The organism is Shewanella vaxholmensis, from assembly GCF_031932135.1.
Classification (GTDB): Bacteria; Pseudomonadota; Gammaproteobacteria; order Enterobacterales; family Shewanellaceae; genus Shewanella; species Shewanella hafniensis.
Window position 1 is genome coordinate 48932 of record NZ_JAUOEV010000019.1, and the last position, 25794, is coordinate 74725.

20 protein-coding genes and 1 pseudogene are annotated in these 25794 nt (G+C 46.5%); 10 read left to right on the forward strand and 11 right to left on the reverse strand.

The annotated features are described in order from the left end of the window. Nucleotides 1–140: 140 nt before the first annotated feature. Nucleotides 141–854, reverse strand: coding sequence for a ribonuclease PH (gene rph / locus Q4Q46_RS15810; protein ID WP_106648341.1), 714 nt, complete (start codon nucleotides 852–854; stop codon nucleotides 141–143). 212 nt (nucleotides 855–1066) lie between these two features. Here rph and Q4Q46_RS15815 point away from each other — a divergent pair, with 212 nt between their 5' ends. The 6 genes from Q4Q46_RS15815 (at nucleotide 1067) to Q4Q46_RS15840 (ending at nucleotide 6708) form a co-directional block, all read left to right on the forward strand. Continuing rightward, nucleotides 1067–1930, forward strand: a complete 864-nt coding sequence (locus Q4Q46_RS15815; protein WP_311906429.1) for a YicC/YloC family endoribonuclease — start codon at nucleotides 1067–1069, stop codon at nucleotides 1928–1930. 462 nt (nucleotides 1931–2392) lie between these two features. Beyond that, nucleotides 2393–2755 carry an Arm DNA-binding domain-containing protein gene (locus Q4Q46_RS15820; RefSeq protein WP_311906430.1) on the forward strand — a complete coding sequence of 121 codons (363 nt, stop codon included), beginning with the start codon at nucleotides 2393–2395 and terminating at the stop codon, nucleotides 2753–2755. 118 nt (nucleotides 2756–2873) lie between these two features. Next, nucleotides 2874–3179 carry a type II toxin-antitoxin system HigB family toxin gene (locus Q4Q46_RS15825; RefSeq protein WP_311906431.1) on the forward strand — a complete coding sequence of 102 codons (306 nt, stop codon included), beginning with the start codon at nucleotides 2874–2876 and terminating at the stop codon, nucleotides 3177–3179. Between the two features lie 99 nt (nucleotides 3180–3278). Beyond that, nucleotides 3279–3650, forward strand: a complete 372-nt coding sequence (locus Q4Q46_RS15830) for a helix-turn-helix domain-containing protein (RefSeq protein ID WP_000354815.1) — start codon at nucleotides 3279–3281, stop codon at nucleotides 3648–3650. Between the two features lie 25 nt (nucleotides 3651–3675). After that, nucleotides 3676–6084 (forward strand): TOTE conflict system archaeo-eukaryotic primase domain-containing protein, encoded by a 2409-nt coding sequence (locus Q4Q46_RS15835; protein ID WP_311906432.1) that lies wholly within the window; start codon nucleotides 3676–3678, stop codon nucleotides 6082–6084. Nucleotides 6085–6552: 468 nt separating this feature from the next. Further along, nucleotides 6553–6708 carry a hypothetical protein gene (locus Q4Q46_RS15840; RefSeq protein ID WP_311906459.1) on the forward strand — a complete coding sequence of 52 codons (156 nt, stop codon included), beginning with the start codon at nucleotides 6553–6555 and terminating at the stop codon, nucleotides 6706–6708. A gap of 301 nt (nucleotides 6709–7009) precedes the next feature. Here the strand turns inward: Q4Q46_RS15840 and Q4Q46_RS15845 are convergent. Continuing rightward, nucleotides 7010–7702, reverse strand: a pseudogene (locus Q4Q46_RS15845) (DUF927 domain-containing protein); the annotation flags it as partial. Then, entirely contained in the window at nucleotides 7689–7931 is a 243-nt protein-coding gene (locus Q4Q46_RS15850; protein WP_031214901.1) for a helix-turn-helix transcriptional regulator, read from the reverse strand. The gene Q4Q46_RS15850 and the pseudogene Q4Q46_RS15845, both read right to left, overlap by 14 nt. 393 nt (nucleotides 7932–8324) lie before the next feature. On the opposite strand from Q4Q46_RS15850, the gene Q4Q46_RS15855 reads away from it, so the two are divergent. Further along, the gene (locus Q4Q46_RS15855; RefSeq protein WP_311906433.1) at nucleotides 8325–9638 is read left to right on the forward strand and encodes an ATP-binding protein; all 1314 of its coding nucleotides are present in this window, start codon (nucleotides 8325–8327) and stop codon (nucleotides 9636–9638) included. A 629-nt stretch (nucleotides 9639–10267) separates the two neighbouring features. Here the strand turns inward: Q4Q46_RS15855 and Q4Q46_RS15860 are convergent. After that, nucleotides 10268–11401, reverse strand: coding sequence for a hypothetical protein (locus tag Q4Q46_RS15860; RefSeq protein ID WP_311906434.1), 1134 nt, complete (start codon nucleotides 11399–11401; stop codon nucleotides 10268–10270). 178 nt (nucleotides 11402–11579) lie between these two features. On the opposite strand from Q4Q46_RS15860, the gene Q4Q46_RS15865 reads away from it, so the two are divergent. Then, nucleotides 11580–12218 carry an ERCC4 domain-containing protein gene (locus Q4Q46_RS15865; RefSeq protein WP_006079856.1) on the forward strand — a complete coding sequence of 213 codons (639 nt, stop codon included), beginning with the start codon at nucleotides 11580–11582 and terminating at the stop codon, nucleotides 12216–12218. Between the two features lie 34 nt (nucleotides 12219–12252). On the opposite strand, the gene yjjG is transcribed toward Q4Q46_RS15865, so the two are convergent. Beyond that, on the reverse strand, nucleotides 12253–12933 hold the full coding sequence (gene yjjG, locus Q4Q46_RS15870; protein WP_086012224.1) for a pyrimidine 5'-nucleotidase: 681 nt from the start codon (nucleotides 12931–12933) through the stop codon (nucleotides 12253–12255). 296 nt (nucleotides 12934–13229) lie between these two features. Between yjjG and Q4Q46_RS15875 the strand changes: the two genes are divergently transcribed. Further along, complete coding sequence (locus tag Q4Q46_RS15875) at nucleotides 13230–14126, forward strand: LysR family transcriptional regulator (RefSeq protein WP_311906435.1); 897 nt, start codon at nucleotides 13230–13232, stop codon at nucleotides 14124–14126. A gap of 3 nt (nucleotides 14127–14129) precedes the next feature. Here the strand turns inward: Q4Q46_RS15875 and Q4Q46_RS15880 are convergent, their stop codons facing one another. Continuing rightward, nucleotides 14130–17297, reverse strand: coding sequence for a DUF3427 domain-containing protein (locus Q4Q46_RS15880; protein WP_311906436.1), 3168 nt, complete (start codon nucleotides 17295–17297; stop codon nucleotides 14130–14132). 224 nt (nucleotides 17298–17521) lie between these two features. Beyond that, nucleotides 17522–18637 carry a Fic family protein gene (locus tag Q4Q46_RS15885; RefSeq protein ID WP_259590842.1) on the reverse strand — a complete coding sequence of 372 codons (1116 nt, stop codon included), beginning with the start codon at nucleotides 18635–18637 and terminating at the stop codon, nucleotides 17522–17524. Nucleotides 18638–19344: 707 nt separating this feature from the next. On the opposite strand from Q4Q46_RS15885, the gene Q4Q46_RS15890 reads away from it, so the two are divergent. Beyond that, nucleotides 19345–20262, forward strand: coding sequence for a sulfotransferase family protein (locus tag Q4Q46_RS15890; protein WP_311906437.1), 918 nt, complete (start codon nucleotides 19345–19347; stop codon nucleotides 20260–20262). 9 nt (nucleotides 20263–20271) lie between these two features. Here the strand turns inward: Q4Q46_RS15890 and Q4Q46_RS15895 are convergent, their stop codons facing one another. The 4 genes from Q4Q46_RS15895 to Q4Q46_RS15910 all read right to left on the reverse strand — a co-directional run bounded on the left by Q4Q46_RS15895 (nucleotide 20272) and on the right by Q4Q46_RS15910 (nucleotide 25647). Continuing rightward, nucleotides 20272–21690: an MFS transporter gene (locus Q4Q46_RS15895; protein ID WP_371833784.1), complete on the reverse strand. Its 1419-nt coding sequence runs from the start codon at nucleotides 21688–21690 to the stop codon at nucleotides 20272–20274. Nucleotides 21691–21877: 187 nt separating this feature from the next. After that, complete coding sequence (locus Q4Q46_RS15900) at nucleotides 21878–22942, reverse strand: phosphotransferase enzyme family protein (RefSeq protein ID WP_259506334.1); 1065 nt, start codon at nucleotides 22940–22942, stop codon at nucleotides 21878–21880. Continuing rightward, a complete protein-coding gene (locus tag Q4Q46_RS15905; RefSeq protein WP_259506333.1) occupies nucleotides 22935–23807 on the reverse strand; it encodes a nucleotidyltransferase family protein in 873 nt (290 codons plus the stop codon). The genes Q4Q46_RS15900 and Q4Q46_RS15905 overlap by 8 nt, the downstream gene beginning before the upstream one ends. Before the next feature lie 193 nt (nucleotides 23808–24000). Then, the gene (locus Q4Q46_RS15910; protein WP_311906438.1) at nucleotides 24001–25647 is read right to left on the reverse strand and encodes a hypothetical protein; all 1647 of its coding nucleotides are present in this window, start codon (nucleotides 25645–25647) and stop codon (nucleotides 24001–24003) included. Nucleotides 25648–25794 lie beyond the last annotated feature (147 nt).

Here is a 25794-nt window from a genome sequence, read left to right on the forward strand (position 1 = left end):
TTATTGGTTTTTTATTATGGGGAATTTTTATTCGGTATAGGGCTTACATTACACTAACATCTTGCTGCAAATAAAAAAGTTGCAGCTAATAAAAAGCCCCGCACGGCATAACATAACGGGGCTTGTTCATCACCACACTATTAGTTCAGTGCGGCTTTTTGCACATCGACGATTTCTCGAATACTGTTCTTCGCCAATCCGAGTAGCTCAATCAACTCTTCGTGGCTGAATGGCTCGCCTTCGGCGGTGCCTTGAATTTCGATAATCTTGCCCGTTTCTGTCATCACCACGTTCATGTCAGTTTCGGCGGCGCTGTCTTCGATATATTCTAGATCGCTTATCGCTTCCCCCTTGTAAATACCGACGCTGACAGCAGCGATAAGGAATTTCAGCGGGTTAGATTTAATGATGCCTTTACCACGCGCCCAGTTCAGCGCATCCACTAAGGCCACACAGGCGCCAGTGATAGAAGCAGTGCGCGTGCCACCGTCAGCTTGGATCACATCACAATCGATCACGATAGTGTTTTCGCCTAGGGCTTTCATATCCACACAGGCGCGCAAAGCACGGCCGATAAGACGTTGAATTTCTTGCGTACGGCCCGATTGCTTACCGCGAGCGGCTTCACGATCCATACGGCTATGAGTCGAACGTGGCAACATGCCGTATTCCGCCGTCACCCAGCCTTGACCCTGACCTTTAAGGAAACGTGGCACACCTTCAGTAAAACTGGCGGTACAAAGCACTTTAGTTTCGCCAAATTCCACTAACACAGAACCTTCGGCATGGGCCGTAAACTGGCGAGTGATAGTGATGGGACGAGTTTGTGCTGGCGTTCTGTTACTTGGACGCATGCGAGATTCCTGTATTCTGAGTCATTGACCGATTTTGGCTGCATATTATAAGGGCTTGAGCCTTAGGATGCCATGCTTAGGGTGATTCTCTGGCAAACTCATCTAGGCAAAGTACTCATTAACTTGCGGTCTTATACTGTATGCCTTTAATCCTAAAGCCATTGACTCTATAATCGCCTCTCATTATGACGATTAAACCATTAGGACAACCCATGATCCAAAGCATGACAGCCTACGCTCGCATCGAGCACAAAGCACAATGGGGCACTGCCTCCTGGGAAATTCGCTCAGTCAATCAACGTTATCTCGAAACTTACCTACGTTTACCCGAGCAATTCCGCAGTTTCGAACCCGTACTGCGCGACCGCCTACGTAAACGCTTAAGCCGCGGCAAAGTTGAAGTCAATCTGCGCTACGAACTGGCAGACAACAGCAACAACGAGCTGCAGTTGAATCAAGCGCTAGCAAAACAGCTATTAGGCGCTGCCAATTGGCTCAAGCAAGAAGCGGGACAAGGCGAAGTCAATCTTACCGACATCCTGCGCTGGCCGGGCGTACTAGCGAGCGGTGAACAAGATATGGATGCCATCGGCGCAGATCTGATGACAGCCTTCGATTCAGCCATAGATCAATTCATCGAAGCCCGTGGCCGTGAAGGCGAAGCCATCAAAGACATGCTGCTGAGCCGCTTAGATGGCGTGAGCGAGCAAATCGCCGTCGTACGCGAGCACATGCCTACTGTGATGCTATATCAACGCGAAAAGCTCACCAACCGCCTTGCAGAAATCAAAGGTGAACTCGACCCAGCCCGCATCGAGCAAGAAATGGTGCTACTGGCACAGAAACAAGATGTGGCCGAAGAAATGGATCGCCTCGAAGCCCATGTGGCCGAAGCCCGCCGCATCCTCAAGAAAGGCGGCAGCGAAGGTCGTCGTTTAGATTTTATGATGCAGGAATTCAACCGCGAATCGAACACACTCGCCTCTAAATCCATCAGCAGTGAGATCACCTCAGCCGCCGTTGAGCTTAAAGTGCTAATCGAGCAAATGCGCGAGCAAATTCAGAACATAGAATAGTTTTTTCACCCGTCCAAGAGTGTCTTAAAAGCCCTGTATCACCTTGTGAAGAGCATTGAAAATACAGGGCTTTTTTATTTTTCCCGTCCAAATCGGTTTGCAGATGTCCGTTACCAACTACCTGTTTAGTGGTGGGCAGAATGGTGGGCAGCCCCCTCATTTTGGCTCAATAAGCGTTTTGCGGTGAGCAAATTGGTGAGCAGTAAGTTGCCCAATTTTCGCATTTAACTCGCCACCACAACAGGTTAGCTGCTGATTCAATAAGCAAATCGGTGGTGGGCAGCCATTATTGCCCCCTCCATTATTTCAGCAACTATGGAGTAAACATGGGAAAACTCACAGCAAAACAGGTTATTGCATACAGCAAAACAGGTTATTGCATACAGCAAAGCCGACCCAAAAAAATATTCAGATGGTGAAGGGCTATACTTTTGCGTCCGCAAACAGGGCTCGCCTTATTAGATGACCCGCTACACCACTGCCAAAGGAAGACGAGAAGCAACCTTGGGGCAATTTCCTTTAATGTCATTGGCAGACGCAAGAATTGCCGCTGCTTATTTTCGAAAAGAAGTACGTGACGGCATAGATCCTCTTCTAGAAAAACAGAAAATCGAGTTACCTGACATTGAAACCGTGGATCAACTGTTCCATGACTGGTATCGAACCGATCTGAGTAGACGACTAAAGCACCCCAAGATTCCGTATCGGGTTTACACCAAAGAGATAAGCCCAGTCATTGGCATTAAGTGTATTGCTGAGGTGACTGCACGTGACGTGCGCGAAGTAAATGGGGCAACACTTGATACAGCGAGCTTTAGAAAGTGAATAAGAGGAAATTAAACTGCCCCAAGGAATGGGGCAATTGGGGGCCGTGTCAACAACTCCTTTCAGTCAATCAAACTACAAACTTGCAAAAGTCCCAATATGGGACTAGCATCTATTTATGAGAATTATCGCACTATCAACCTTAAAAACATTTTGGGAAGACAGCCCAGAATACATTGACGCGAAAGAGCCAACTTTAGCGTGGTATAGGCATGCATTAAACGCTGATTGGGAATCACCGGCGGATGTGAAACAGGACTTTAGAAATGCCAGCATCCTCAAAGATGGGCGTGTCGTGTTTAACATTGCCGGTAATAAATACCGGTTAGTCGTTTGGATCAATTATGCCTACAAGGTGGTTTACATACGGTTTATCGGCAGCCATACACAATACGAAAAATTCGTCGGGAACGAATTTTCATGAGCAACGCGAGCCCGAAGGGTAAGGCTCATGGACGAGCCGAATAAAAAATTGATGTGCAAACGATTTGAAGCCAAAAGGTAGTAACAAGAGGTAAATATAATGGACATCAGACCTATTAAAACAGATGCCGACTACCGTGCGGCATTAAACGACATCGAAAACCTAATGATGGCGGAGCCAGATACCGTTGAAGGTGAAAAGCTGGACATTTTGGTTACGTTAGTCGAGGCCTACGAAGCAAAGCATTTTCCAATGGATTTGCCAGACCCTGTTGAGGCAATAAAGTTTGAGATGGAGCGCAAAGGCTTAACGGTTAAAGATCTTGAACCCATGATAGGTAAAAGCAATCGTGTTTATGAAATCCTAAACCATAAGCGATCACTCACGCTAAAAATGATTTGGAAACTTCATGAAGGGCTAGGTATTCCAGCAGAGTCACTGATCAAGCCACCTCAAGTTCGCGCTTCATAGCGCTGCGAATCAAAAATAGTTTGTTATGAATGACGCTCGTTACCCAAACATTTCTGCTATTGATAACAGGCTAGCTGAGCTTGAAAACGAAAAGCAGCAGCTTCTCGCATTAAGAGAGGCTTTGCGTAGCGCTCAAAACGAGCGTTCAGTACAGACATTCACGCCAGAACAAAAATTCGCCCTATTCAGACAACGATTTCGTGGAAGAGAGGATATCTTTGCCAATCGTTGGCAAAATCAACAGGGGCGCAGTGGCTATTCCGTAGCCTGTGATAATGAATGGGTAAACGGGGTTTGCAACAAACCCCGCATTAAATGCCAAGACTGTTCACACCGAAAGTTTAGCGAACTAGACGAGCGCATTATTTACAGGCACCTTGCCGGTCATCAAGTGGTGGGGCTGTATCCCTTACTGAAAGATAATACGTGCTATTTGTTGGCAGCCGATTTTGACAAAGGCTGTTGGCAAGAAGAAGTCAAAGCAATGTCTAAAGCGTGCCAAGAGTTTGATATTCCGCACGCGATAGAAATCTCGCGCTCTGGCAACGGGGCACACTTATGGATCTTTTTTGACACCAATATCCCCGCTAACCAGGCTCGGGCACTGGGTTTCGCTTTGCTTGATAAAGCCATGGAAATATTTCCAAATCTATCGTTTGACTCCTATGACAGGCTCTTTCCTAACCAAGATATCCTTCCTGAAGGCGGTTTTGGTAATCTCATTGCGCTACCACTTCAAAAGGAGGCTCGCCTTTCAGGCCGTAGTTGCTTTGTTGACAGTGACCTGAATGCGATTGACGATCAATGGCAGTACCTTGCTGAGCTTAAAACGCTCACGCAATCGAGTATTGATCAACTCATAACAACCATTGCACCCGATACCCTATTACTGTCCGAACAAGGGCTAACAGATAACCGCCCACCTTGGGAAATCACAGCCAAAGCCACACCAATAAAATTAGAGTCTTTGCCGAAAACCGTGACCATTACCTTGGCTAACCATATCTACTTTTTGATGAGCGAGTTACCTGGGCCACTACTGGCAGGACTCAAGCGATTAGCTAGTTTTTCTAATCCTGTGTTTTTTAAGACACAAGCGTTGCGCTTTTCAACCCATGGCATTCCAAGGTTTATTTCCTGTGCTCGTATTGAAAACGGTTACCTAGCACTACCGCGAGGCTGTCTCGATGACGCGATTGCTTTGCTACAAGAGCACAATATTTCGCCACTGTTTGACGATAAGCGTGAAACCGGCAAACCATTATTAAAACTTAACCCCGAGTTCACTTTGCGAAAGAACCAGCGTGACGCAGTGGCCGCAATAACTAAACATGACTTCGGTATTTTGCATGCGCCGACCGCATTTGGAAAAACGGTTACTGCCATCGGCATGATCGTAAAACGCAAAGTAAATACCCTAATACTGGTTCATAGCCGACAACTGCTCGAACAATGGCAAGAGCGCTTGCGCACATTCCTACCCGACGTAAACATTGGCAGTATAGGCGGGGGTAAAAGAAAGCCGAGTGGCATTATCGACATTGCCACCTATCAAAGTTTGGTTAATAAAAAAGACAATTCCATCACGCCTCTCATTCAAGACTACGGCCATATTATTGTTGATGAATGCCACCATCTGTCTGCGCCAAGGTTTGAAATGGTACTCAACGAGGTAAGAGCAAAATATGTATTGGGCCTAACAGCAACGCCAGAGCGACAAGATGGCCATCAGAAGATCATTTTTATGGCGGCAGGGCCCATTCGCTACAAAGTGAAACAAAGTCCTGATGAGCAATTTACTCAAACCGTGATGATTCATCAGCTCTACGATATACCGCCAGCTGAGCTAATAAAAACAGATGAGCGCCCAAAAATAAGCGATGCTTACCGCTGGCTCGTCGATAACCAACAGCGCACTTCAAAAATTGTCTCAGACGCCTCTCAGTGTGTTCAAAATGGGGGGCACCCGTTAGTCCTTACAGAGCGTAGAGAGCACGCAGAGTACATACACTCACGACTTATCGAGATGGGTATAAGCACTGTCGTACTCAAAGGCGCCATGAAAGCTGCCGAACGCAAGAATGCTGACAATCATCTGCAATCGGCTCAAGTTGTCGTCGCAACAGGAAAATATGTGGGTGAAGGGTTTGACCTACCAAGACTGGATACGTTGTTTTTGGCCATGCCCATCGCATGGAAAGGTACGTTGGCCCAATATGCCGGTCGTATTCATCGTGAATCGGAAGGAAAAACACAAGTCACCATTCACGACTATGTAGACTTCGCTCTCCCTATGCTGCAACGCATGTTTAAAAAACGCGAGAAAAGCTACAAGGCTATGGGGTACGCCCTTGAGTACATTGATGACAACAGTAACAAGCAACCTTCATTGAAGTTAGAAAACATCCCTTCACCAAATACCAAGCCAAAATAAACAGCAGCACTTCATTAAACACTTCCCCATGCCTTTACCCTCTTACGCCAAAACCACTATCCGTTTGGCTTTTGGATCGAAACGCCAAACAGGGAAATTAGCCCATTTACTGTTTGGCGTCTCGATTGAAATCCAACGCTGCTAAGCCTTGTCGGTACTGGCACAAAGCAAGACTTGGCACTTTTTGCACCCTAAACCAACCTCGAATCCAAAGTACAAACCGTTTGTTTTTTCTAACCCAGAATGCAAACGATCGTTTGGCGTCTCGATTTTTTGCACTAGCCAAATGCCGCCAAACAGCGCCGCATTGGACTATGTATATCAAACAGTTAGCTGCGCATAGGTCATCATAAACAACCGATTTGACTGGTTAGTTTTATGGCCATTTCTTTCATCTAATTCACCACCGCGTCTGCACCCGACGACTGAAAATAGACGGCATGAAAAACCAACAAGGTGATAAGTGACGTGTTATGGGCAAGTGGTAACGATTGGGATAGAGAATGGATACAGCAGGTGGTCGCGTTACTGGTTAGGAATGCCGCGTTTACTCTCTACCCAGCATTAAGCCAGTGCGACAATGCCGCCGAACGCATAACCCGCTGGCTAACCTATCAAGTTTGATCGTGTTATAAAAAAAGCGATCACAGCCTGTGAGGGCTCTGGCCAATCAAGCGAGGACCATTTTTCCCAGGTGGGAAAAATGGTCGATATTGGCTCGGGGGCGAAACGAACTACCCGTGATTATCAGCTTTCCCGCTATGCCTGTTACCTCATTGTACAAAACAGTGATGCCAGTAAGCCGGTGATCGCCAATGGGCAGACCTATTTTGCCATTCAGACTCGTCGCCAAGAGCTACAGGGCAAGGGGTTTATCAAACCAAAACTACGGCGTCGAAGGCAGACGCCATTGCCCACGCCACAATTTACCAGTACTGCTGGCACCGTAGAGGTGTAAACCAAAACCATCCACCCCGCATAAGTGCAACAAAGGCGCAGCCAGTGCAGCACAAACGCCAACAATTAATAACGGGTTATCCAGACAATAACGGCCTACGTGCTGCCGCCAACTGTCGCTATTGCCCTGTTTAATAAAGCCTTCTATCGGGTGCATGGTTTGTAGCACCATGCGCGGGTTGTTGCTGTGTTCGCTTGGATAAAAGGTGAGGCGCGGATGCACATAAGCGTGGTGATGCCAGCCAATGCAGTTCACGCTGATGGCCTTTTGCGTGGCCAGCTCGCCCATTTGTTGAATAAACAGCGAGAGCAACTGCCGCGCTTTGACACTGTTGCTTAGGCGCATTCCTCGGCTGAGTAGGATTCGGCGGTACTCGCTGCCGTCTCCGGCCAATAGTTCGGCGGGCATGGCCCAGTAGCGATGGCGATTGTCATCGTCTAACCAGTGCAATAGATAACCGTAGTTGTCGCCTTGCGGATCGCGGGTACGTGCCGCTACTTGCAGCCAAGAGCAGATTTTGACTGGGCTATCTTGCCCGGCCGGTTGCATCACCAGCCAGTTTTGCGCGTTATAGGCAAAACCTGGCGGTAATGTTGGCGCGTTGTTATTCATCTCACTTGCAGGTAACGGGGTTGGTGCTGATGGTTTATCCACGGCCATAAGCAGCACCGATACGGCGGGTTTCAATCCACTGGTCGATATCGCTTTCTAACCAGCCCACGGCACGCGCACCAATACGAATGGAACGGGGAAATTCACCGCTGGCCATCAGGGCATAAATGGTGCTGCGGCCAAAGCCTGTTTTGGCCTTTACCTCGGGCAAGCGCAAAATCCGCTGCTGACGCGCTGGGTGTACTGAGTTTGTGGGTGATTGTGTAGTTGGGTTCATCGTTTGCTTCCTCACTGATCTGTTAAGTTCAGTTAGGAGTTTGCCAGTACTAAACGGACGCAGTAGGCAGATAAATGCCCAGATCGTGCAGCTTTCTGAGGGTACAAGTAGCTACTTGCCCCAGAATTTACATAATGCCCCAAGTAACAAATACCGTATGGGCAGTGTTGGTGTGTGCCTAAGTGGCGTGAACTAAGGCTTTGCCCAGACTGCCCCAAAAGCCCAAGGGATGAGTGCCAAAAGCTTTCTCAAAAAGGGAAAGTCTTGCTCAATTAGAATATCACAACACTTTTATGCGCATAAAAATGTAAAATTACGCACTTTTATGCGCCAAAAAATGTAGACTAAGTTATACTACAGGCAGTTAACAGTCTTAATTGGCGGGAAATGACAATGCAGCGCAACTTACTCAACGCCCTAATAGCATGGAAAAGTCAACCTGTGCGCAAGCCATTATTGATCGATGGCGCAAGACAAACAGGTAAAACCTATCTACTGCAAGAGTTGTTTGGGAATACCTTTGCCAACATCCTTCGTATCGACTTCCTTGAAAACCCAGCTTACAAAGAAGCGTTCGATGGCTCGTTGTCACCTGACGAGCTAGTAATGAATATTGAGTTGTTAACCAACCAAGCGTTCAATCCAGAAACCGACTTGCTGATATTAGATGAAATTGGCGAATGTGAACGAGCCGTAACTTCGCTGAAGTATTTTGCCGAAAAAGCACCGTCCTATTTTGTCGCAGCCAGCGGTTCGAACATTGGTTTGCTCAATACCTTCCCTGTAGGCAAGGTAGAACAATACAATTTACGACCACTGACCTTCCAAGAATTTATTTACGCATCCAACGAGCAAGCACTGATCAAAGCATTTGATAGTCAAGCAAGCACACCGGCGGTACACACTAAATTGATGGATAAACTAACCGACTATTTTTTTACCGGTGGTATGCCGGAAGCCGTTTCTGCTTGGTATCAGTTTAAGGATTCAAGCATTCTAGAGCGTGTTGAAAAAGTCACAAAAATTCATGCCGATTTAGTTGAAGGTTATCGCCGAGATTTCGGTAAGTACGCGGGCAAGGTCAATGCCACACTGATTGAATCGGTGTTTAATAGCATTCCAGCCCAGCTATCACTTGTCAGCGATGAGTCGGTTAAACGCTTTAAATTTAAGCATGTGCATGAGCGTAAATCTCGTTATAGCGATTTTGAAACCGCGATCCATTGGCTTAACTGCTGCCGCTTAGCTTTGCCAAACTACCCTATTGAAGGATTGCCGAAATCTCCGTTGGCGGCCTATAAAAAAGACAATATGGTTAAACTGTTTCTGTTTGATGTGGGCCTGCTCAATCATATGCTGGGCAGCAGTTATAAAGAGATTAAGCAACAAAACTATGAATACAAAGGCTATGTGGCTGAAAACTTTGTGCAACAAGAGCTCACAGCTATTGGCGTTGACCCAAGCTATTCATGGAATGACGCCCGCGCCGAAATCGAATTTATTTTGGCGACCGATGAAGGCGATATCATCCCTGTTGAAGTCAAAAGTGGTAAACGTACAAGAGCAAAATCGTTGGCATCCTACGTTGAAAAATGTACTCCAAGTAAAACCTTTAAGTTAACGGGTACACAAGGCTCTTCAGCGTTAGAACAAACCAATATCGTGATGCCTTTGTATTTCACGCAGTATTTACCTCAGAGATGGTAAAGGCGCGTTGCCTAGCCCCGAAGGTCTACACAAAGTTGCCTTAGGGATAACAATTTGCAGACCTGATGCTTACCATTCGACACTCAGTCTTATCTCTCTTGGATACCATAGTATCCATATTGAGCTTATTTCTATTAAAATGGACACCATAATATCCATTTAAGGCTAATTGAGCTTTCTGCTGACTCATTACTATCGCGTAGAACCAGTGAAAAAATGGCAAAGCTATGTTGACGGAAATCGTGCTCGATAAAGCCCTTCAAAACTGCTATGTTTTAGCTCTAACAGCAGCATAAAAACGGCGCTGTTTTTCCATTGCTAACCACTAAGATGTAGTAAAAGCCATAGGCAAGTGGTGGGCAGTTTGGTGGGCAAACAGGCATTTTTGATCGGTTTCTTTTCGATAAATCATTGAGTTTATTAAGGTCTAGGCCACTACTGAATGAGCAGATCCGAAATGTCGAATAGTGTGTTGTCGTGTTTAACTGCAATCTAATAAATAAAAACCCTAATAAAAACCCTGATTTATCAGGGTTTTTATTTGGGTAACTCAATCTAATTCACTTTTAATAAAGCAAAACACATCACTCGTTCACAGCGCCATAGCTATGTGAATTGAAAAAACTAAATCAAAGCGATAGCACAATTTTCTGTAGTGGCTCTAACCGCTTAATCAGTGCTTTACGCTGTTTATTTTTGCTAATAAAAACATCAAAATTTTGTTTAAACTCGCTGGAAGATTGTTTTAGTTGATAAGCATCAAACAACACTTGCAAGGTACGGCTGGCATTATCATAGCCACTGGCACACCCACGAGCCGCCTCCTCAAAAGCACTATCCCAATGGCTTTGATGCGCTTTATAAACCGCTTCAAGATGTTCATTACGCAATAACGTCTCACGGGCAAGACGCTCGGCCTCAGCCATGCGATCTTCTTGCATCACTTCTTTTTCTGCTACATGCCAGAATGGATGCAACGATGCAACGGTTACCCAGTGGGAGTACTCTATTGGTGTTTCTTGCGTTCTGAGGAGCGCATACGCATCCGCCGCAAATATTTTCCCTTCATCAAATAAGCGACAAAGCAACGCGTCCTTCTCGGCATCCGTTAGCTTAGCCACCTGCTGCTGTGCCGTTAATACTGTGGTTTGAGGAGCATGTGCAGGCATTGACTGCAGCAAAAGATGTAAAGCACGTATCGATGGTAAAGGGATGTTAAAGAGTGTGGTAAATGCCAATTGCGCCTGGGTTAACTGGTGAAAATCAAAGGCTATAAGCGGCAAGGGCTCTAATCCCATATCATCGTTGGCTTGGCTTAACCAATGAAAATACAAGACGCGATAATCCCCCGCCAATAACTCCGTCCTTAGCGCCGCCAAATCAAATATAAAGGCTTCCGCATCTTCATCGTCACGGTAGTTATCGTCTTCCTCTAAAGAAAATATCAGTAATTGGTTCTGTTCATTTTCGACAAGAGACACATAATACTCAACATTTATTGCCTTGAAATCACTGGGGATTGTACCTGCTGGCAATTTAAGATACGCATTCACTTGCCCCCAATTGGTGTAATAAAAGCCAATATCAAAAAAATCCATCATCAAGGCTTCTGGATCGGCACTTAAATCACCGTAATGATATTGAACACAAAAGGAGTGGCTAGTGATCTCTGCTCGGCTAGAAATATTCCTTAATCTATTCCGCTGCGGGACCGACAAGCTACTGTTAACACATTCGAATCGATAATACTGATATTCACTCATAGCTAACTCACATTGATTTTCTAGCGCTGTCTTAATGCAGCAGGCCAAACGAACAGATATAGGTATAACTAAATTTTAACTAGGCGACTCAGAAAGCTGAAGACAACTTTTGTGCTTGTTGTTCAGCCTGACTACACTCATAAACAATCCTGAATATGTCACTCGGTTGAGGTTAAAATTGGCAGCGGCTAAAATCCCTCTCTTTTATGACGATAGAGAACATGCAGAAAAAATCATCTATGAGCTGTCACTGCACGAAGATCTCTCACTCATCAAAAAACGCCTAAAATTGGGTGATTATCAACTCAATGGTTGGCTGATTGAACGTAAAACGTTGCCCGATTTCGTGCAATCATTATGCGATGGGCGCCTATTCTCACAGGTGGCCAGATTAGCCCAGAGCCCAAATCATACCGCCCTGCTTATCGAAGGTTATACACAAGATATCGCATGTTACCAGATACGCAGAGAAGCGTTAATCGGGGCGCTGTGCTCGATTTCAATCAATTTCCACATCCCAATACTGCGCAGTTTATCGCAAACTGAAACAGCCAAAATTCTGTATTTTTGCGCCACTCAGTTAAACCGTAGAGAACATGAATTAACCCTCACGGGACGTAAGCCCAAACGCAAGAAAAATCAGCAATTATTCATCTTGCAAAGCCTACCCGAGGTAGGCCCTAAACTCGCCAATAAACTTTTATGCCATTTCGCCAGTGTCGAGGCAGTCGTAACAGCATCTGAAGAGGCATTGATGCAAGTGGGTGGTATAGGTAAAAATAAAGCAAGTAAGATCCGTGAAGTGCTGACTCGCTAAGTGACTTCACAGCATAAGCTGAGTGCCTGTTGACTTACCCGAACAATAAACTATATAGCTCTTGGTGCGAGCTCACTTGATAGTGCGGGGCGATACCGGCGGGTACATCGTGGCCGTGGACGTTATACCAGCAAGTATGAATACCGGCATTGATGCCGCCTTGGATATCTGAATGCGGGTTATCACCGACCATGAGCACAGCATCGCGCTCAGGATGGCCCATGAGTTCGAAAGCATGTTCGAAGATACCCACATCAGGTTTGGCTATGCCGACTTTTTCTGAAATCACTAAAATATCAAAATGATGCTGTAATCCTGTACGCTCTAATCGCACGGTTTGTAGCTCAGTGAAACCGTTAGTGATGATACCTAATTTGGCTTTGCCTTGGAGCGCGGCTAATAACTCGCGGGCACCGGGTAGCGGCGAACAAATTTCGGCCATTGCTGATAAAAAGGCACTATTGAGCGTCATGGCCGTGACAGATAATTTGGCAGCCCAAGGTTCGAAACGTATGGTTTGCAACTCGGCGGCAGTTATCTTGCCATCTTGATAATCAACCCAAAGTGGTTTGTTAACTAACTGATACTCGTCAAAATCGGCTTGGGTAAAATCGACCCCAAACTCACTAAACATCAACTTAAGCCCTTTTAAAGCATCGAAATAAAATAGGGTTTCATCGGCATCGAACAAAATCCATTGGTAAGGCAAGGACATAGGAACTCTCTTTCTGACAAAATAGCTAAGACCCATCCCCATGCCGTTCAGTGGCATCGAGAATGGTACATCGGCGATTGCGGCAATGCTGTGGCTAGCTGCCTAGCAGTAATCAAGATAAGCGATAAACATGAGCGATGAGCCCGAAAATAACTCGGCTTCACAGTCGACACCCGCAATCAGCAAGTGCATTAGTCTACCTTGCATCAAAGGCAATGATAACGACGATAATAAAAACTGACTGTTGAGGTATCATCAACAATAATGGCAGGGGAACGCGATAATCTAAGGACACCATGGAGCACTTTTCAGCACTACCTATCTTTGTCACTGTAGTGGAATGCGGTAGCTTTTCGCTGGCAGGTCAAAAGCTTGGACTGAGTAAATCGGCGGTGAGTAAACGCATTACTCTATTAGAACAAAGTCTGGGTATTCAACTTTTGCGCCGTACCACTCGCAGCTTAAGTCTTACCGAGGCAGGCGCCCGCTACTTCGACTATGTTCGCCCTGCAGTTAAGCTCGCAGAGGAAGGATTGGACGCCATTTCCGAGCTACAACAAGCGCCTCAGGGCAATTTACGCATTGCAGTCCCTATGGTATTTGGCCGCTTGCATATCGCCCCTTTGATCCCCGAGTTTCTGCGCCGTTACTCGAAAATACAGCTGCAAATGCAGATGGATGATAAGACAACCGATTTAATTGCTGGCGGATTCGATCTGGCGATTCGCATCGGCGAACTGCCAGATTCAAGTCTTATTGCCCGTAAAATTGCCCCTTGTTTAAGTGTCATTTGCGCCTCACCCGAATATCTCGCTCGCCACGCTGCGCCACAAACGCCGCAGCAACTCAGCCAACATAACTGTTTGTTCTACTCATATTTTCGTGATGGTGTTGAATGGACCTTCTTAAGCCCGCAGGGCCCAACTCGCATTCAGCCGAACGGTAACTATCAAGTCAACAATAGTGATGCCATCCACCAAGCCACACTCGATGGTTTAGGCATAGCCAACCTGCCCCGTTTCATGGTCGACACCGACTTACAAACAGGCCGCCTACAAGCCTTGCTCGCAGACCATCCCCTCCCAGAACATGGCATTTATGCGGTTTATCCGCAGCGAAAACATTTGCCGACTAAGGTGAGTGTATTGATCGAGTTTTTGATGGAGAAGTTAGCAGAAAGACTGGGGAAGTAGTACTTAGCCCACTGCCAGTTTAGCCGTGTCATGCCACATAACATCAGGGATTGGCTGTTCTAATCGCCATGTGACATTCATGGGTTGTGAACCGTTATGACTGACATAATGTACTTTTCCAAAATTAACAAATCCCATAGTGCGGCCATTTTCATCTTTTGATTGCTCTCGAACAAACAACAGCACGGTTTTCCCCAGCTTTTGTTGCTCAATATAACTTAAACCCCTACCTCGTTCTGGCCGTGCGCTATTTTGCGATTGCCAGTGGAATAGATGTTCGCTAATGGCATAGTCGTGATACATGGTTGTCGGTGAAAACTGCTTCTCCGATTTGTTTAACGTGACAAATAAACACTCAAGGTTTTGCTCATTAATCGCAAGCACACCCTCCCTAGAAGGCGATTTAGCTGTAAATGTGCTTGCTCCTATCGCCGCTAAAATTTGCTCACGGGTATAACGAGAGTGCACTTTCAACGCTGTGGGTTGGAGTAATTCCAAATCCATTTCTTGATGGTGTATCCGGTTGATCAGTATCGCCAATACAGCCAATAACTCTTCCTGTAATGGCTTGTTGCGTAGCATCAGCAAGCTAGCTGTTAAACTTTTAACGTTTAAAGCCGTACCTGATTTATCCCAAAAGTTGTAGTGGCACATCAAAGCAAACTGATTTTGAATAGGATCTAGCCAGTCAAATACAAAATTATTTTGGCATAACTGTTTGATAAAGATTAAATAGGATAGTGAAGTACAACTGAGTAAATGAAAGTTTATCGCACGATAATAAGCCTTGGCTAAATTGGGCAGCGCTGCAGGTTCTGCCATCTGACTCCCTTGAACAGCCTCGACTAATAAGGTCCAGCCACATTGACCATTAATCCTTATTCGATAAATGTCTTCCAAGGTCACTTGCGGGTTCATGCGCAAAAAATTGCCTAGCGTGAGCGGCAAGTCAGTTTGATGTTTAAAGTTTGCCATTAGACTGGTTAATCGATTGGCATTGAGCGTTGCGCGGCTAATATTACGCAAAATCATTGACTGCGCTTTTTCCTCAAGCTCAATTCGACACCCAAGCGGTAGATGCGGAAAGTCATTGAGAATTTCATCTTTTATCGACTGATTCGTTTTACCGACTAATGCCCTAAATTTTTGCGAGAAATCATATTCATCACGTGAATTTCCGACAAAATCTAATATTGTACAGCACTGCTTATCATCGGTGAGACGCAAGCCACGGCCAAGTTGCTGAAGGAATATGGTCAAGCTTTCCGTTGGCCGTAAAAACAACAAGGTGTCCACTTCTGGAATGTCGACACCTTCGTTAAAAATATCCACCACACACAAAATGGATAATTTGCCACTGACCAAGCTCTGCCGCTTTTGTTGCCGTTCAGAGCTATTATCACTGGTCAGCACATCGGCGCTGATCCCAGCCAAATTGAACTTCTTCGCCATGTATTCGGCGTGTTCCTTGGTTACACAAAAGGCTAACGCCTTGATATTATTTATATCTGTTACAGTTTCAACTAGGCTGCGAATAATGCGCGTCACGCGTTGTTCATTGTGAGTGTATAAATTGCTCAGCTCAGCGACATCATAACGACCACGACTCCAATTTAACTTGCGAAGATCGGTCTCATCATCGATCGCAAAATATTGAAATGGACATAAATGCCGTTGATTAATAGCTTCGGGTAAACGTATTTCAGCGGCAATGACACCGCAAAAGTCAGCCAAAATATCGACACCATCATGACGCTCTGGTGTAGCCGTAAGCCCCAGTAAAACCTTAGATTCAAAATGAGCTAAGAGTCCACGATAACTGCTCGCAGCAACATGATGGACTTCATCAATCACAATATAATCATAAAAATCAGCCGCTAATGGCAGGTTATCAAGTTGCAGATTCAAGCTTTGGATTGATGCAAATAAGTGTTTGTAACTATTAGGTTTATGCTCTGCCACCCATAGCTCGCCAAATTGATTATTCTTTAACACACCGCGATAAGCGCTGAGGGCTTGCTGTAAAATTTCTTGCCTATGGCAAACAAATAGAAAATTGGCTTCTGGATACCGTTTATAAAACCGAGCGAAATCGAACGCAGATATAATAGTCTTACCCGTGCCTGTTGCCGCGACGATGAGATTTTTAAAACGGCCATGAACGCTTCGCTCTACTGCAAGCTGTTCGAGGATTTCTCGCTGATGCGCAAACGGCTTAATGTCAAAATGAAATGAGCTCGATTCAGTGCCACTGCTTTTCGCTTCTTTGAGCGCATTGTTTAACTTTTCTTTACTGCTCGCATCACCGCTAAAAAGCTCAAATTCGTTCGATTCCCAGTAAGTTTCAAAGGTACTGAGTGATTTCTCAATGATGTGGGGAATTTCTTGGGTGGTGATCTTAAGGTTCCACTCAAGCCCGCTGGTCAATGCTGAATGCGATAAATTTGAAGAACCGATATAACCGGTATGAAAACCCGTATTTCGTAGAAATAAATAGGACTTTGCATGCAGCCTTTCACGCTTGGTGTTGTAACTTAATTTAACTTGGGTATTGGGTAAACTGGCTAGAAACTCGACGGCTTTAGCATCAGTCGCGCCCATATAAGATGTAGTGATGATGCGTAACTCTTTACCGCTGCGTGTAAATTCCTCAAGTTCATTTTTGAAGATGCGAATCCCCGCCCACTTGATAAATGACACCAGCCAATAGATTTTATCTGATGATCGGATCTCACGTTTAAGCTCACTTTCAAGTGATAATCCCGCATTACTACCGCAAAAAAGCTCACTCTGAGTGAGCCCCGTTAATGGAAATATGGCGGCCGTATATTTAGGTAAATCAGTCGCTATCGGATTTTGTTTGTTAAAAAGAGCCGTGAGTATCCGACCTTGGCTATCGATGAGATTTTCATCGATAAAGTCATCATCGTTGATGTGCTCCTTTAGCCACATCACTAACCGATTAGCCAAACTGATTTGATTGATAACTTGGTTTTCATCTGCTGGAACAGAATTAATAACATATTCAATTACTTTAGTCAGAAAACGTGAGAGCCAAATACTTGCTTCAGCAACCTCTAGCTTCCTTTCTCCAACAAAAAATATGTCCTTATCTAAACGCTTCTCAACGAGTTGAGTAATAAGCTTTTCGTAAATCCCGACCTGTTCCATAGCCAGATATGCCCCAAGACTAACAATCAAAGTTGTAGCGAATATATCACATAACAATTTGATTCAAATTGCGATTTGTAGAATGGTTTTGTCTTTTTCGATAGGGTGTTAATACTGCTTGGCTTTAGTGGAACTAATTACCTATGACTGACTCAGCAGCAACACTTTCAAAAGCGCTTTAGGCTATTGATAATTGAGCATCCAACACCAAGGTAAACTTGCCGCTATTTCCCACTCGGCAATAAGTATCTGGTACTTCGGCCGCCGGCGTCGGCTTTAACTAAAAAGCGCTGTTCGACCATTTGAGCAAGATGACGGGTGGCGGTGGCGCGACTCACCTTCGCGACTTTTTGGTACTGGCTACTATTAATCCCTAGTTCAAAATCGCCGTCTAACATCCGATTGAGTACTTTGGCTTGCTCCTGACTCAATAAAGATTGGTCGATACTTTGCCAATACTGAGTTTTCGACAGCGTTCTGCTCACATCTGCCATCGCATTGAGTAAGCAGTCATTGAGGGTTTCAAAAAACCAGACTAACCAAGGAGTAATATCTACATCGCCCCTTTGAGTGGACTCTAAAATGTCATAGTAGGCTTGGCGACGGGCAAGAATACTGACCGACATAGCGTAAAAACAAATCGAGCGTTTCTCCGCTTGCGCCAAAGCTAAATCAGTCAATAAACGCGTGATGCGCCCATTACCATCATCAAGCGGATGCAGAGTCACAAACCAAAGGTGAGTTATCGCCGCACGGATAAGCGGATCTAAACCCAGATCTTGCCGTGAAACATTAAACCATTCAATAAACTGCGAGAGTTCAGCGTCCAAAGTCGCTCGAGAGGGGGCCTCAAAATGCACCGTTGGTTTATCAATGCGGCCTGAGACAACTTGCATAGGCGTATCGCCACGTAGCGTTCCACCAATAACGGGGTTAAACAATGTATAACCCTGCGGAAATAACTGCTGATGCCAGCCCAATATCCGTTCGAGGGTTAATTCAGTCTCTAAATTTTTTAAAGCATCGAGCATAATGTCAGCTAAACCATCGGTTTGCGCTGTGGTCGGATACGGTTTTTCCTCAGTCACGCCGAGTTTTTTAGCTAAGGATGAGCGCACTGAAGCAGCATTGAGCTTTTCACCTTCGATGGCACTGGAATGGATAATGTTAGCGAGTAAGGTATCGAGTGCAGCGTCTGACGTTAACAGGCTGTCGTCGTGACTTAGCATTTGCTTGCCAAGCAGCTGGCCCTGATTGAAATAGACCTGACGCAGCAAGGCATCAATGCTGCTGGTATTCCAATGAAACTTAGGCCAATCAGCTTGCTGCCAAATCCACATATCTTACCCCACGAGTCAAATAACAAGTCTATTCTACTCACACAATGAGGCGATTAACAAGCATATTCGCCTCACATTATGAGTCGAATAGCGCTACTAATCGCCTCATTAATACCAACATGCTATCCAATGCAGGGAAATGAGCCTTGTAGGTAATCTGGGATCTCGTTTCTAAGCCTTGTGGTCATCCATTTTTATCGTACAGCGACCATACAATACTGTGGCGCATTGCCGTTGTTCGTGACTTTTATGTATATACCCAAGCTACCTGAATATACGAGTTTCAGAGCGTCTAGGGTGATTCAATTCAAGGCGCATCAATGACAGAATGTCGGCCACCTTTTGAATTGATGCAACACGGAAGTGGAGTGCCCTAGGCGCTCCGTCCCGGCGGCTGATGTTAACCACGGGGTAACGCACTTTATGCGGTATTGGTTATTTTTAACTTAGCCCGCTAGGTCTGCAAATAACCGCAATCGCCATGGATGGCGTGAATGCCATTTATGCAGGAGCAATAAATGGCCTTGCCTAAAGTGCGTTAAACTCCCGCTGAATCCTGCTTCTTCAGGTTGTTTGGGTATACTACCGACAAAGCCTTCGCGCTGAGATATACTGTCGCCGCTGATTTGACACGCCAATGCGAAACGCCGATGTGAAAACTCATTGCTTACACCGCACCACTTGCACACACATTCTGAGCCCAATCTATGCCTGATAATGCCAACAATTCACCTATCACTACTCATGTTCAACCTACTGGCAATGCAAAGCACACTGGTCATTCACAGGTTGCCACGCCAGATGAGATGAATCCTGAACAGTCCAGTACGCTCAGTAGTGAACAGGCAAGTGTAGAAAAACAGAAGGTTTTTATCATAGGCCTACCGCGTACGGGTACGACGAGTGTGAGTGTGGCGTTATTGGAGCAAGGGCTTAAAGTGGCGCACATGGCCTTTACTAAACAGGCGTTTATGTTGGCCGATGCGATTTCTGATGTGCCCTGTTTTAGTGATTATCGGCAGCTTGATGGTCTATTCCCGCAGGCCAAATTTGTCTACCTCGATCGTGAAATGGCGAAGTGGGTGCCTTCAATGCAGATGCTGCTGGGTAAAATGCTGCCGCATTTAGAAGCAAAATCGGGGCGATTCCACCCGATTATGAAACGCAGTTTTCGGCACACGTTTGCTATCGATAAAGTGGCGGATCCCGCAGACGAGGCACATCTTATTGATTGTTATCAAAGGCATCAAAACGAAGTGTTCGCTTACTTTCATGGCCGCGATGATTTTATCACGCTCGATATAAGCCATGCGGGGAGTTTGAGTCGCTTGCTGCAATTTTTAGGGTTAACCACGGATTGCCCAACCTTAGGCCAAGTGACGGATAGGGCGCTCTCGGACTCTCAAATAAAAAGTGCACCAAACCAGATATCACAGGAAGGAATAAGTCAGGCAAAGGGAAACATTCAGCCACAGAGAGTCAACACCAGCGAGCATGGACTGGATTTCCCTAAATTAAACGCTGGCACACACGTCGCGGCTTGGCATGAATATAAGCATCCTAATAAGGTGAACAGTAATAGCGCTGGCCCGCAAAGCCGTAAGTTTTTCGACTATACGCTTTAGCTGTACGCCCTATTGCTTGCGGCGTTTTACCACAGTGAGCCAATCGAGGCTCACGCCCGAAATGGCATTAAAGCCGCGGATACGGAAAATAAGTTGCAGTAGCTGCGGCCTTGGACGCACTTTAGGTTCGACCGAGCGCGGAATAAACCAGAGTGTCACTAAGGCTCGCAGTACGGTCGAGACTAAAAACACCACGAAGATAGGGCTAGATAACACGCTATTCCAACCCGACCAAACTAAAAAATCCGCCGCATGGGAGGCAATCGTGCCGCCCAATATCGCGCCAACAAATACACAGGCCGCACTCAAGGCTGCTTGCAAAGCGGCGTAGGTCGCAAAGTCACTGCGAAAGGGTCGGATATCATAAAGGTAATTTGCCGTGCTTAAGGTGAAGCCGCTCCACGCCAAGCCAGAGAAAGCTTGGATTGCTAATATATACAGATAGTTATCCGAGAATAGCCACATCAGCGGCAAGCTTGGGATCATACAACTGGTGATGATCATCACTAATCGATTGCCGAATTGGTCGCTAAAGCGGCCCCAAAATCGCAGGGTGACAAATTGAGTCGCTATCGAAGCCACACTGGCGAACACAAATTCGAGATAAGTAAACTTCAAGCCTTCCAACATATAAACGGCAAAAAATGGTGCCGAGATCGCCACCATGCCCTGCATACTGGCGACAAACAAACTGTACTGACGAAAAGTTTTATCCTTCCACGCCTCACGAAAATGACCAATCGTCTGCAAAAATACGCCGCGCTGTTTGGGCTCGCGCGGATCGGGATCGTGCATCTGCAGCAGTAACCAAGCCGACACAAACCGCCCCATCGCCGCGATAGAAAACAACAGACTAAAGCCCAGCCACGCCATCTGCATCGAGTCGGTTAAGGTGAGTATGCCGCCGCCAATAAAGAACACACTCAAAGATGCGCCCATAGTGAGCCGAGTGCGCGCGGCGAAAAAAGTGCCACGGCGCCGTTCGGGAACAATAGAGCCCATCCACGCCCGCCAATGGGGTTGAATTAGATTAATAAAGCCATGGTAACCAACAGCTAAAGCGATAAAGATCCACACCGCATGTTCAGGGCCAAAAGCGGCTAACGCGCCCATCGCCAGCACAACACAGGCCTGAAAGGCCGCACAAAAAACAATAAAAGTTCGGCGGGAGAAATGGCTAGCGAGCCAGACAGATAAAAGCTGGGAGATAGCGCCAAAAAGCTGAGGTAATCCCGTGACAAAGCCCATCTGCGCTAGGCTGGCACCGAGAAAAATAGCGTAGGCATTGAAGAAGTTATCGCTGGTCGCCGTCATCATAGACGAGGCAACCGCCTCCTGCTGCGAGCGACGCAGGGTACATCTTAACCAAGAGTTACGTTCGCTGCGCCGTGAACAAGTGACTAACGGCTGCGCCACAGATGAATCCATACCAAGCACAAATCCATATAATATTAAGGGATTAATGATTGCTCGATTATGTCGGATGAAATGCCATCTGCCTAGAACTTATAACAATCGTATTAAAGCAAAACGCCCAAAGCAAAGCCTTGGGCGTTTTGTTTATCAGTGCATTGGAACTATAAACTGGCGCAATCACAAAAATCCATATCCTGACTTAGAAATGGGCTTTAAGTACCGTCTCTTGGTCGAGCAAGCTTTGGTACAGGGTAAACTGATTGGCGGCGCGGTCCAGATTGTGGCCTTCGCGGTGAATATGGAAATACACATCACCGTTAAGATAATCCGTTAAAAAACGCACGCCTATCATCAAACAAATCACCCGCGCACCGAGCCACAGACTACGTTTTTCGTCTTCTGTTAAGACATCGCCCAACTCGCTCAAGTAGCCACGGCAAATCGCAGCGAAGATATCTTGTCGCACTTCGACTTTATCCAAGGCCGTTGAGTCTTCTTCCTCTGGCGAGCAGAAGGTGCGAACCATGTCGCCAAAGTCATACATCAGATGACCTTTCATGCAGGTATCTAAATCGATAATCGCCATGCTGGACATATCGCGTTTATCGAAAAGCATATTATTGATTTTAGTGTCGTTATGACAAATTCGCAGCGGCAGCTTTGGCGATATTTCCGCGAGTTCATCCAACAATGCCTGCTGAGATAACGCGTAATCAACCCAATGACGGCAGAGATCTAAACGGTGTTGGCTATCGAGCTCGGCGGCCTGTTGTAACAAGGCCATGCGTCCCGGTAAGTGGTGAAACTGGGGGATCACATCTTCGAGCTGAGTCGCATCAAAGTCACTCAAGGCTGAAGCAAAATGACCAAAAGCCTTGGCCGCCATTTCCGCTTCTTGTTCCGACTTAACCACTTCAATGCTGAGACTATGGGGCAAGTAACTGATCGCGCGCCAAAATCCTTGTTCGCCTAAATCGATAGCCAATTCACCCTCTTGGGTTAAACAAGGGCTAACGACTTTCAGGCCGTATTGTTGCTGCAACGACTTAGCGCATAAATGATGGCTAATTTTATCGGCATTGCTAACCAAAGCGTTGGGCGTTTTAAATACCTCAGTATTAATTCGCTGCAATACTAATTCGCCCGCAGGCCAGCGCACCAAAAGGGTGTCATTAATGTGGCCATTACCGAGGGCAGAAATTTTTGCCTCGGCGGCTTCAATACCAAAATGAGGCAACACTGACTGCCTGATGAGTTTAATCACTCAATAACTCCGTTAATTTTTGTTTTACCCAGACAGTGTCCTGCGGATAAGTCACGCCGAGCCAAGGCTCACAGGCAACATCGACATAGACAGGCAAACCTTGCTCAATGCCCGCTTGTACTATGGCGGGTAAGTAACATTCAGACTTAGGTAGTTGACCTTGTTGCCCGATAAATTCGGTTAATTCACGTTTAATAACATCAAATATGCTTGGGGAGAAGCCCCAGCAAGTCATAGAGACCAAGGACTCGGGCGGCAAACTCGCATGTCCCTGTGGGCCATCACCCACCAATTCGCCTGCTTGCTCGGCGATATTAAGCCACTCGGCGACCGATTTAAGCTGACCATTTTCAACCTGACACAGACCCCGGTTAACACCGCCGTGCTCCGACAATGTGAGTTCTATGGGATAGGCCACCATCATCCACTCTGTCGGTCTCATGCTTAAGCCTTTGGCTAACGAGGCAAAAGCGCTATCACCATAAAAATCATCGGCATTGATAACGGCCATTGGCCCTTTAACGAGATGGCGCGCACTCCACAGTGCATGGGCCGTGCCCCAAGGTTTTAGCCTGTGGCTAAGATCAGCCAGCTGCGCCGCTTCGGGTAAATCTGTTAGGTCTTGATAGCAAAAATGATAAACAAAATCGGTGGGCAAAAACCGTGTCAGTATCTCAGTTAATTCAGTTTCTAACTCGGGGCGGATCACCAGCACAGCACGCTGAAAGCCACTGCGAATAGCCGACATGATCGATAACACCAACATGGGTTCGCCAGCGGGACCGAGCGCTGCCAATTGCTTATCGCCGCCGAAACGACTACCTAGCCCTGCAGCCATAATGACTAAGGTCAATTCTGTATTCATGCTGGATTGATATATTCAGTTCAAATTTAAAGATGTTTCCCCCAAACCGCCGCGCCTAATACCAAGGCATAGCGCATTTAAAACGCGGTTTGAGAAAAAGAGGAGCAAAAGTGTAATCTACCCCTCTAATTGTGACTAGCATTTAAGCAGAAATTTTATCAACTTAAGTTGCAGGCCTAACTTGCAAACTTAATTAACGCGCGATGTAATCACCAAAAGTGCGATTCTGTTCCAATATCGCTTGGCTGCCCTTAAGGCTGAACTTATAACCACATAGGCTGATACTGCCACGGCGCGCAAGGTCCACTATGATGGCTTGGGTGTCGAGCGGGGTGAATCGCGCCTCGGTTGCTGAGTCGGCTTTCAAATCCACAGTCACAGGGCGATAGTCAGTGCCATTGTTAAAGGACAACAGGCTACAGGTTTTATCGCCCTTTGCCGTCGCTAAGGACCACAGGTTTTGCGCTTTACCTTTCTCACCGAGCCAACGCATGATCAAGATGTCATCCTCCAGCGCCACAGAAAAGCCGTCCGGTAGCGCGAGCGTCACCCGCTCACCCGCATAGGGTGCAATCGCGTTAACCGTTACCACTTCTGCGCCGTCGCCTGTCTCAGCATCGCCATTTGGCCAAAGGCCCCACACTAAGGCGAGCACGACCACAACACCACAACCTATCCCCGCAGGACGCCAATAACGGCGTTCCAGTTTAGGCAGCTTAATCTTAGGTAGTACGAAGAACCGCTTTAGCGGCGCTAAAAACTCGAACAAACCGCGAAACAGCTCGGTCATCGAGCCAGAATCTTTCGCTTCGGCGCGGCGTTGACGTACTTCTTCGGCATGATCTCGATCGTTAAAGCTATCTAGTTCGTCATCTTCTTCGGCGGCAAAACGCCAACCGGGTTCTGTACTACGTTCGGCAGGATCTAATTGGGCCGCGTTAAAGTCGACATGTTTTAAATCTACATTGGCGACATCAACGTCGACTAAATCAATGTTGGTCTGTTCAATACGACTGGCGTTAGCGGGGCGAAAATCCGCATGACTGTCGGGCACCACAAAATCGGCAGGATTTTGCGTCATCCGAGTTAGGGCATCAAAACGCAGTTCATCTTGGCGCTGGGCCTCAAGCTCGGCATCCGCCGCGCTCATAGTCGAGGCGACAATAGGTTCTGCAACTGTTGATTTAGCGACTATTGGTTCAGGGGCAATGGGTTCAACATGGGCAGATAAATCCACCTCAGGCTCAGAGGCCGTTGCGGCGCTAATGGCCTGTGCATGCGACTGCTCAACATGCGGCTCATGTCGTTCAACTTGAGGCTGCGCTTGAATATGGGCGGTCGATTTGGCTGCCTGTCTTGCGGCAACATCTTGAGTTTCTATCTCTTTAGCCGCCGCCTTTGGAACGATCGTCGGCTCCACACGGCGCCTAGGCATAGCTTGTGATGTGGGCGCATCCAGCTCAGGGCCAAAATAACCGTAGCGATAATCGACTATGGTTGGTGCCGGTAAACGCCAGCCCCAAAACGTCAGTCCAGCGGCTAACACTAAACTCAAGCCGATCAAGGCAATATGCACATCGGCCGTTAACAGCCCGATGAAAATAAATAATGGTAATAGGAATACGCCAATCAAGCCTTTTGATTTATCGGCATCAGCCAAACGACGCAAACTGGCGAGCCCTAATAAAGGTAAGCCCAACAATGCCAGTAAATACATCAGGAAATTAGCCCCAAAAGCAGCGGCGGCAAGTGCAATACAGACGTAAACGCCAACACTGATTGCGACAAAGCGGGGACGAGAATCACGCCCGTGAAGGCAGAAAAGAGATTTTAACAGCACGACCCTTCCTTTATTGTTGTAAAAACGAGATACAAAAAGACACTCATTGCCTTATTCGCACGAGCGTAACCAATTTACCCGCAATTGTCAGTGCCTACGACCCTAGTCGGATAAAAATGCGCATAATATCGAAGTAAATCTAAAATA

Coding starts and splice junctions, on each gene's coding strand:
- rph (WP_106648341.1), bottom strand. CDS start 854: ATGCGTCCAAGTAACAGAACGCCAGCACAAACTCGTCCCATCACTATC.
- Q4Q46_RS15815 (WP_311906429.1), top strand. CDS start 1,067: ATGATCCAAAGCATGACAGCCTACGCTCGCATCGAGCACAAAGCACAA.
- Q4Q46_RS15820 (WP_311906430.1), top strand. CDS start 2,393: ATGACCCGCTACACCACTGCCAAAGGAAGACGAGAAGCAACCTTGGGG.
- Q4Q46_RS15825 (WP_311906431.1), top strand. CDS start 2,874: ATGAGAATTATCGCACTATCAACCTTAAAAACATTTTGGGAAGACAGC.
- Q4Q46_RS15830 (WP_000354815.1), top strand. CDS start 3,279: ATGGACATCAGACCTATTAAAACAGATGCCGACTACCGTGCGGCATTA.
- Q4Q46_RS15835 (WP_311906432.1), top strand. CDS start 3,676: ATGAATGACGCTCGTTACCCAAACATTTCTGCTATTGATAACAGGCTA.
- Q4Q46_RS15850 (WP_031214901.1), bottom strand. CDS start 7,931: ATGAACCCAACTACACAATCACCCACAAACTCAGTACACCCAGCGCGT.
- Q4Q46_RS15855 (WP_311906433.1), top strand. CDS start 8,325: ATGCAGCGCAACTTACTCAACGCCCTAATAGCATGGAAAAGTCAACCT.
- Q4Q46_RS15860 (WP_311906434.1), bottom strand. CDS start 11,401: ATGAGTGAATATCAGTATTATCGATTCGAATGTGTTAACAGTAGCTTG.
- yjjG (WP_086012224.1), bottom strand. CDS start 12,933: ATGTCCTTGCCTTACCAATGGATTTTGTTCGATGCCGATGAAACCCTA.
- Q4Q46_RS15875 (WP_311906435.1), top strand. CDS start 13,230: ATGGAGCACTTTTCAGCACTACCTATCTTTGTCACTGTAGTGGAATGC.
- Q4Q46_RS15880 (WP_311906436.1), bottom strand. CDS start 17,297: ATGGAACAGGTCGGGATTTACGAAAAGCTTATTACTCAACTCGTTGAG.
- Q4Q46_RS15885 (WP_259590842.1), bottom strand. CDS start 18,637: ATGTGGATTTGGCAGCAAGCTGATTGGCCTAAGTTTCATTGGAATACC.
- Q4Q46_RS15890 (WP_311906437.1), top strand. CDS start 19,345: ATGCCTGATAATGCCAACAATTCACCTATCACTACTCATGTTCAACCT.
- Q4Q46_RS15895 (WP_371833784.1), bottom strand. CDS start 21,690: ATGGATTCATCTGTGGCGCAGCCGTTAGTCACTTGTTCACGGCGCAGC.
- Q4Q46_RS15905 (WP_259506333.1), bottom strand. CDS start 23,807: ATGAATACAGAATTGACCTTAGTCATTATGGCTGCAGGGCTAGGTAGT.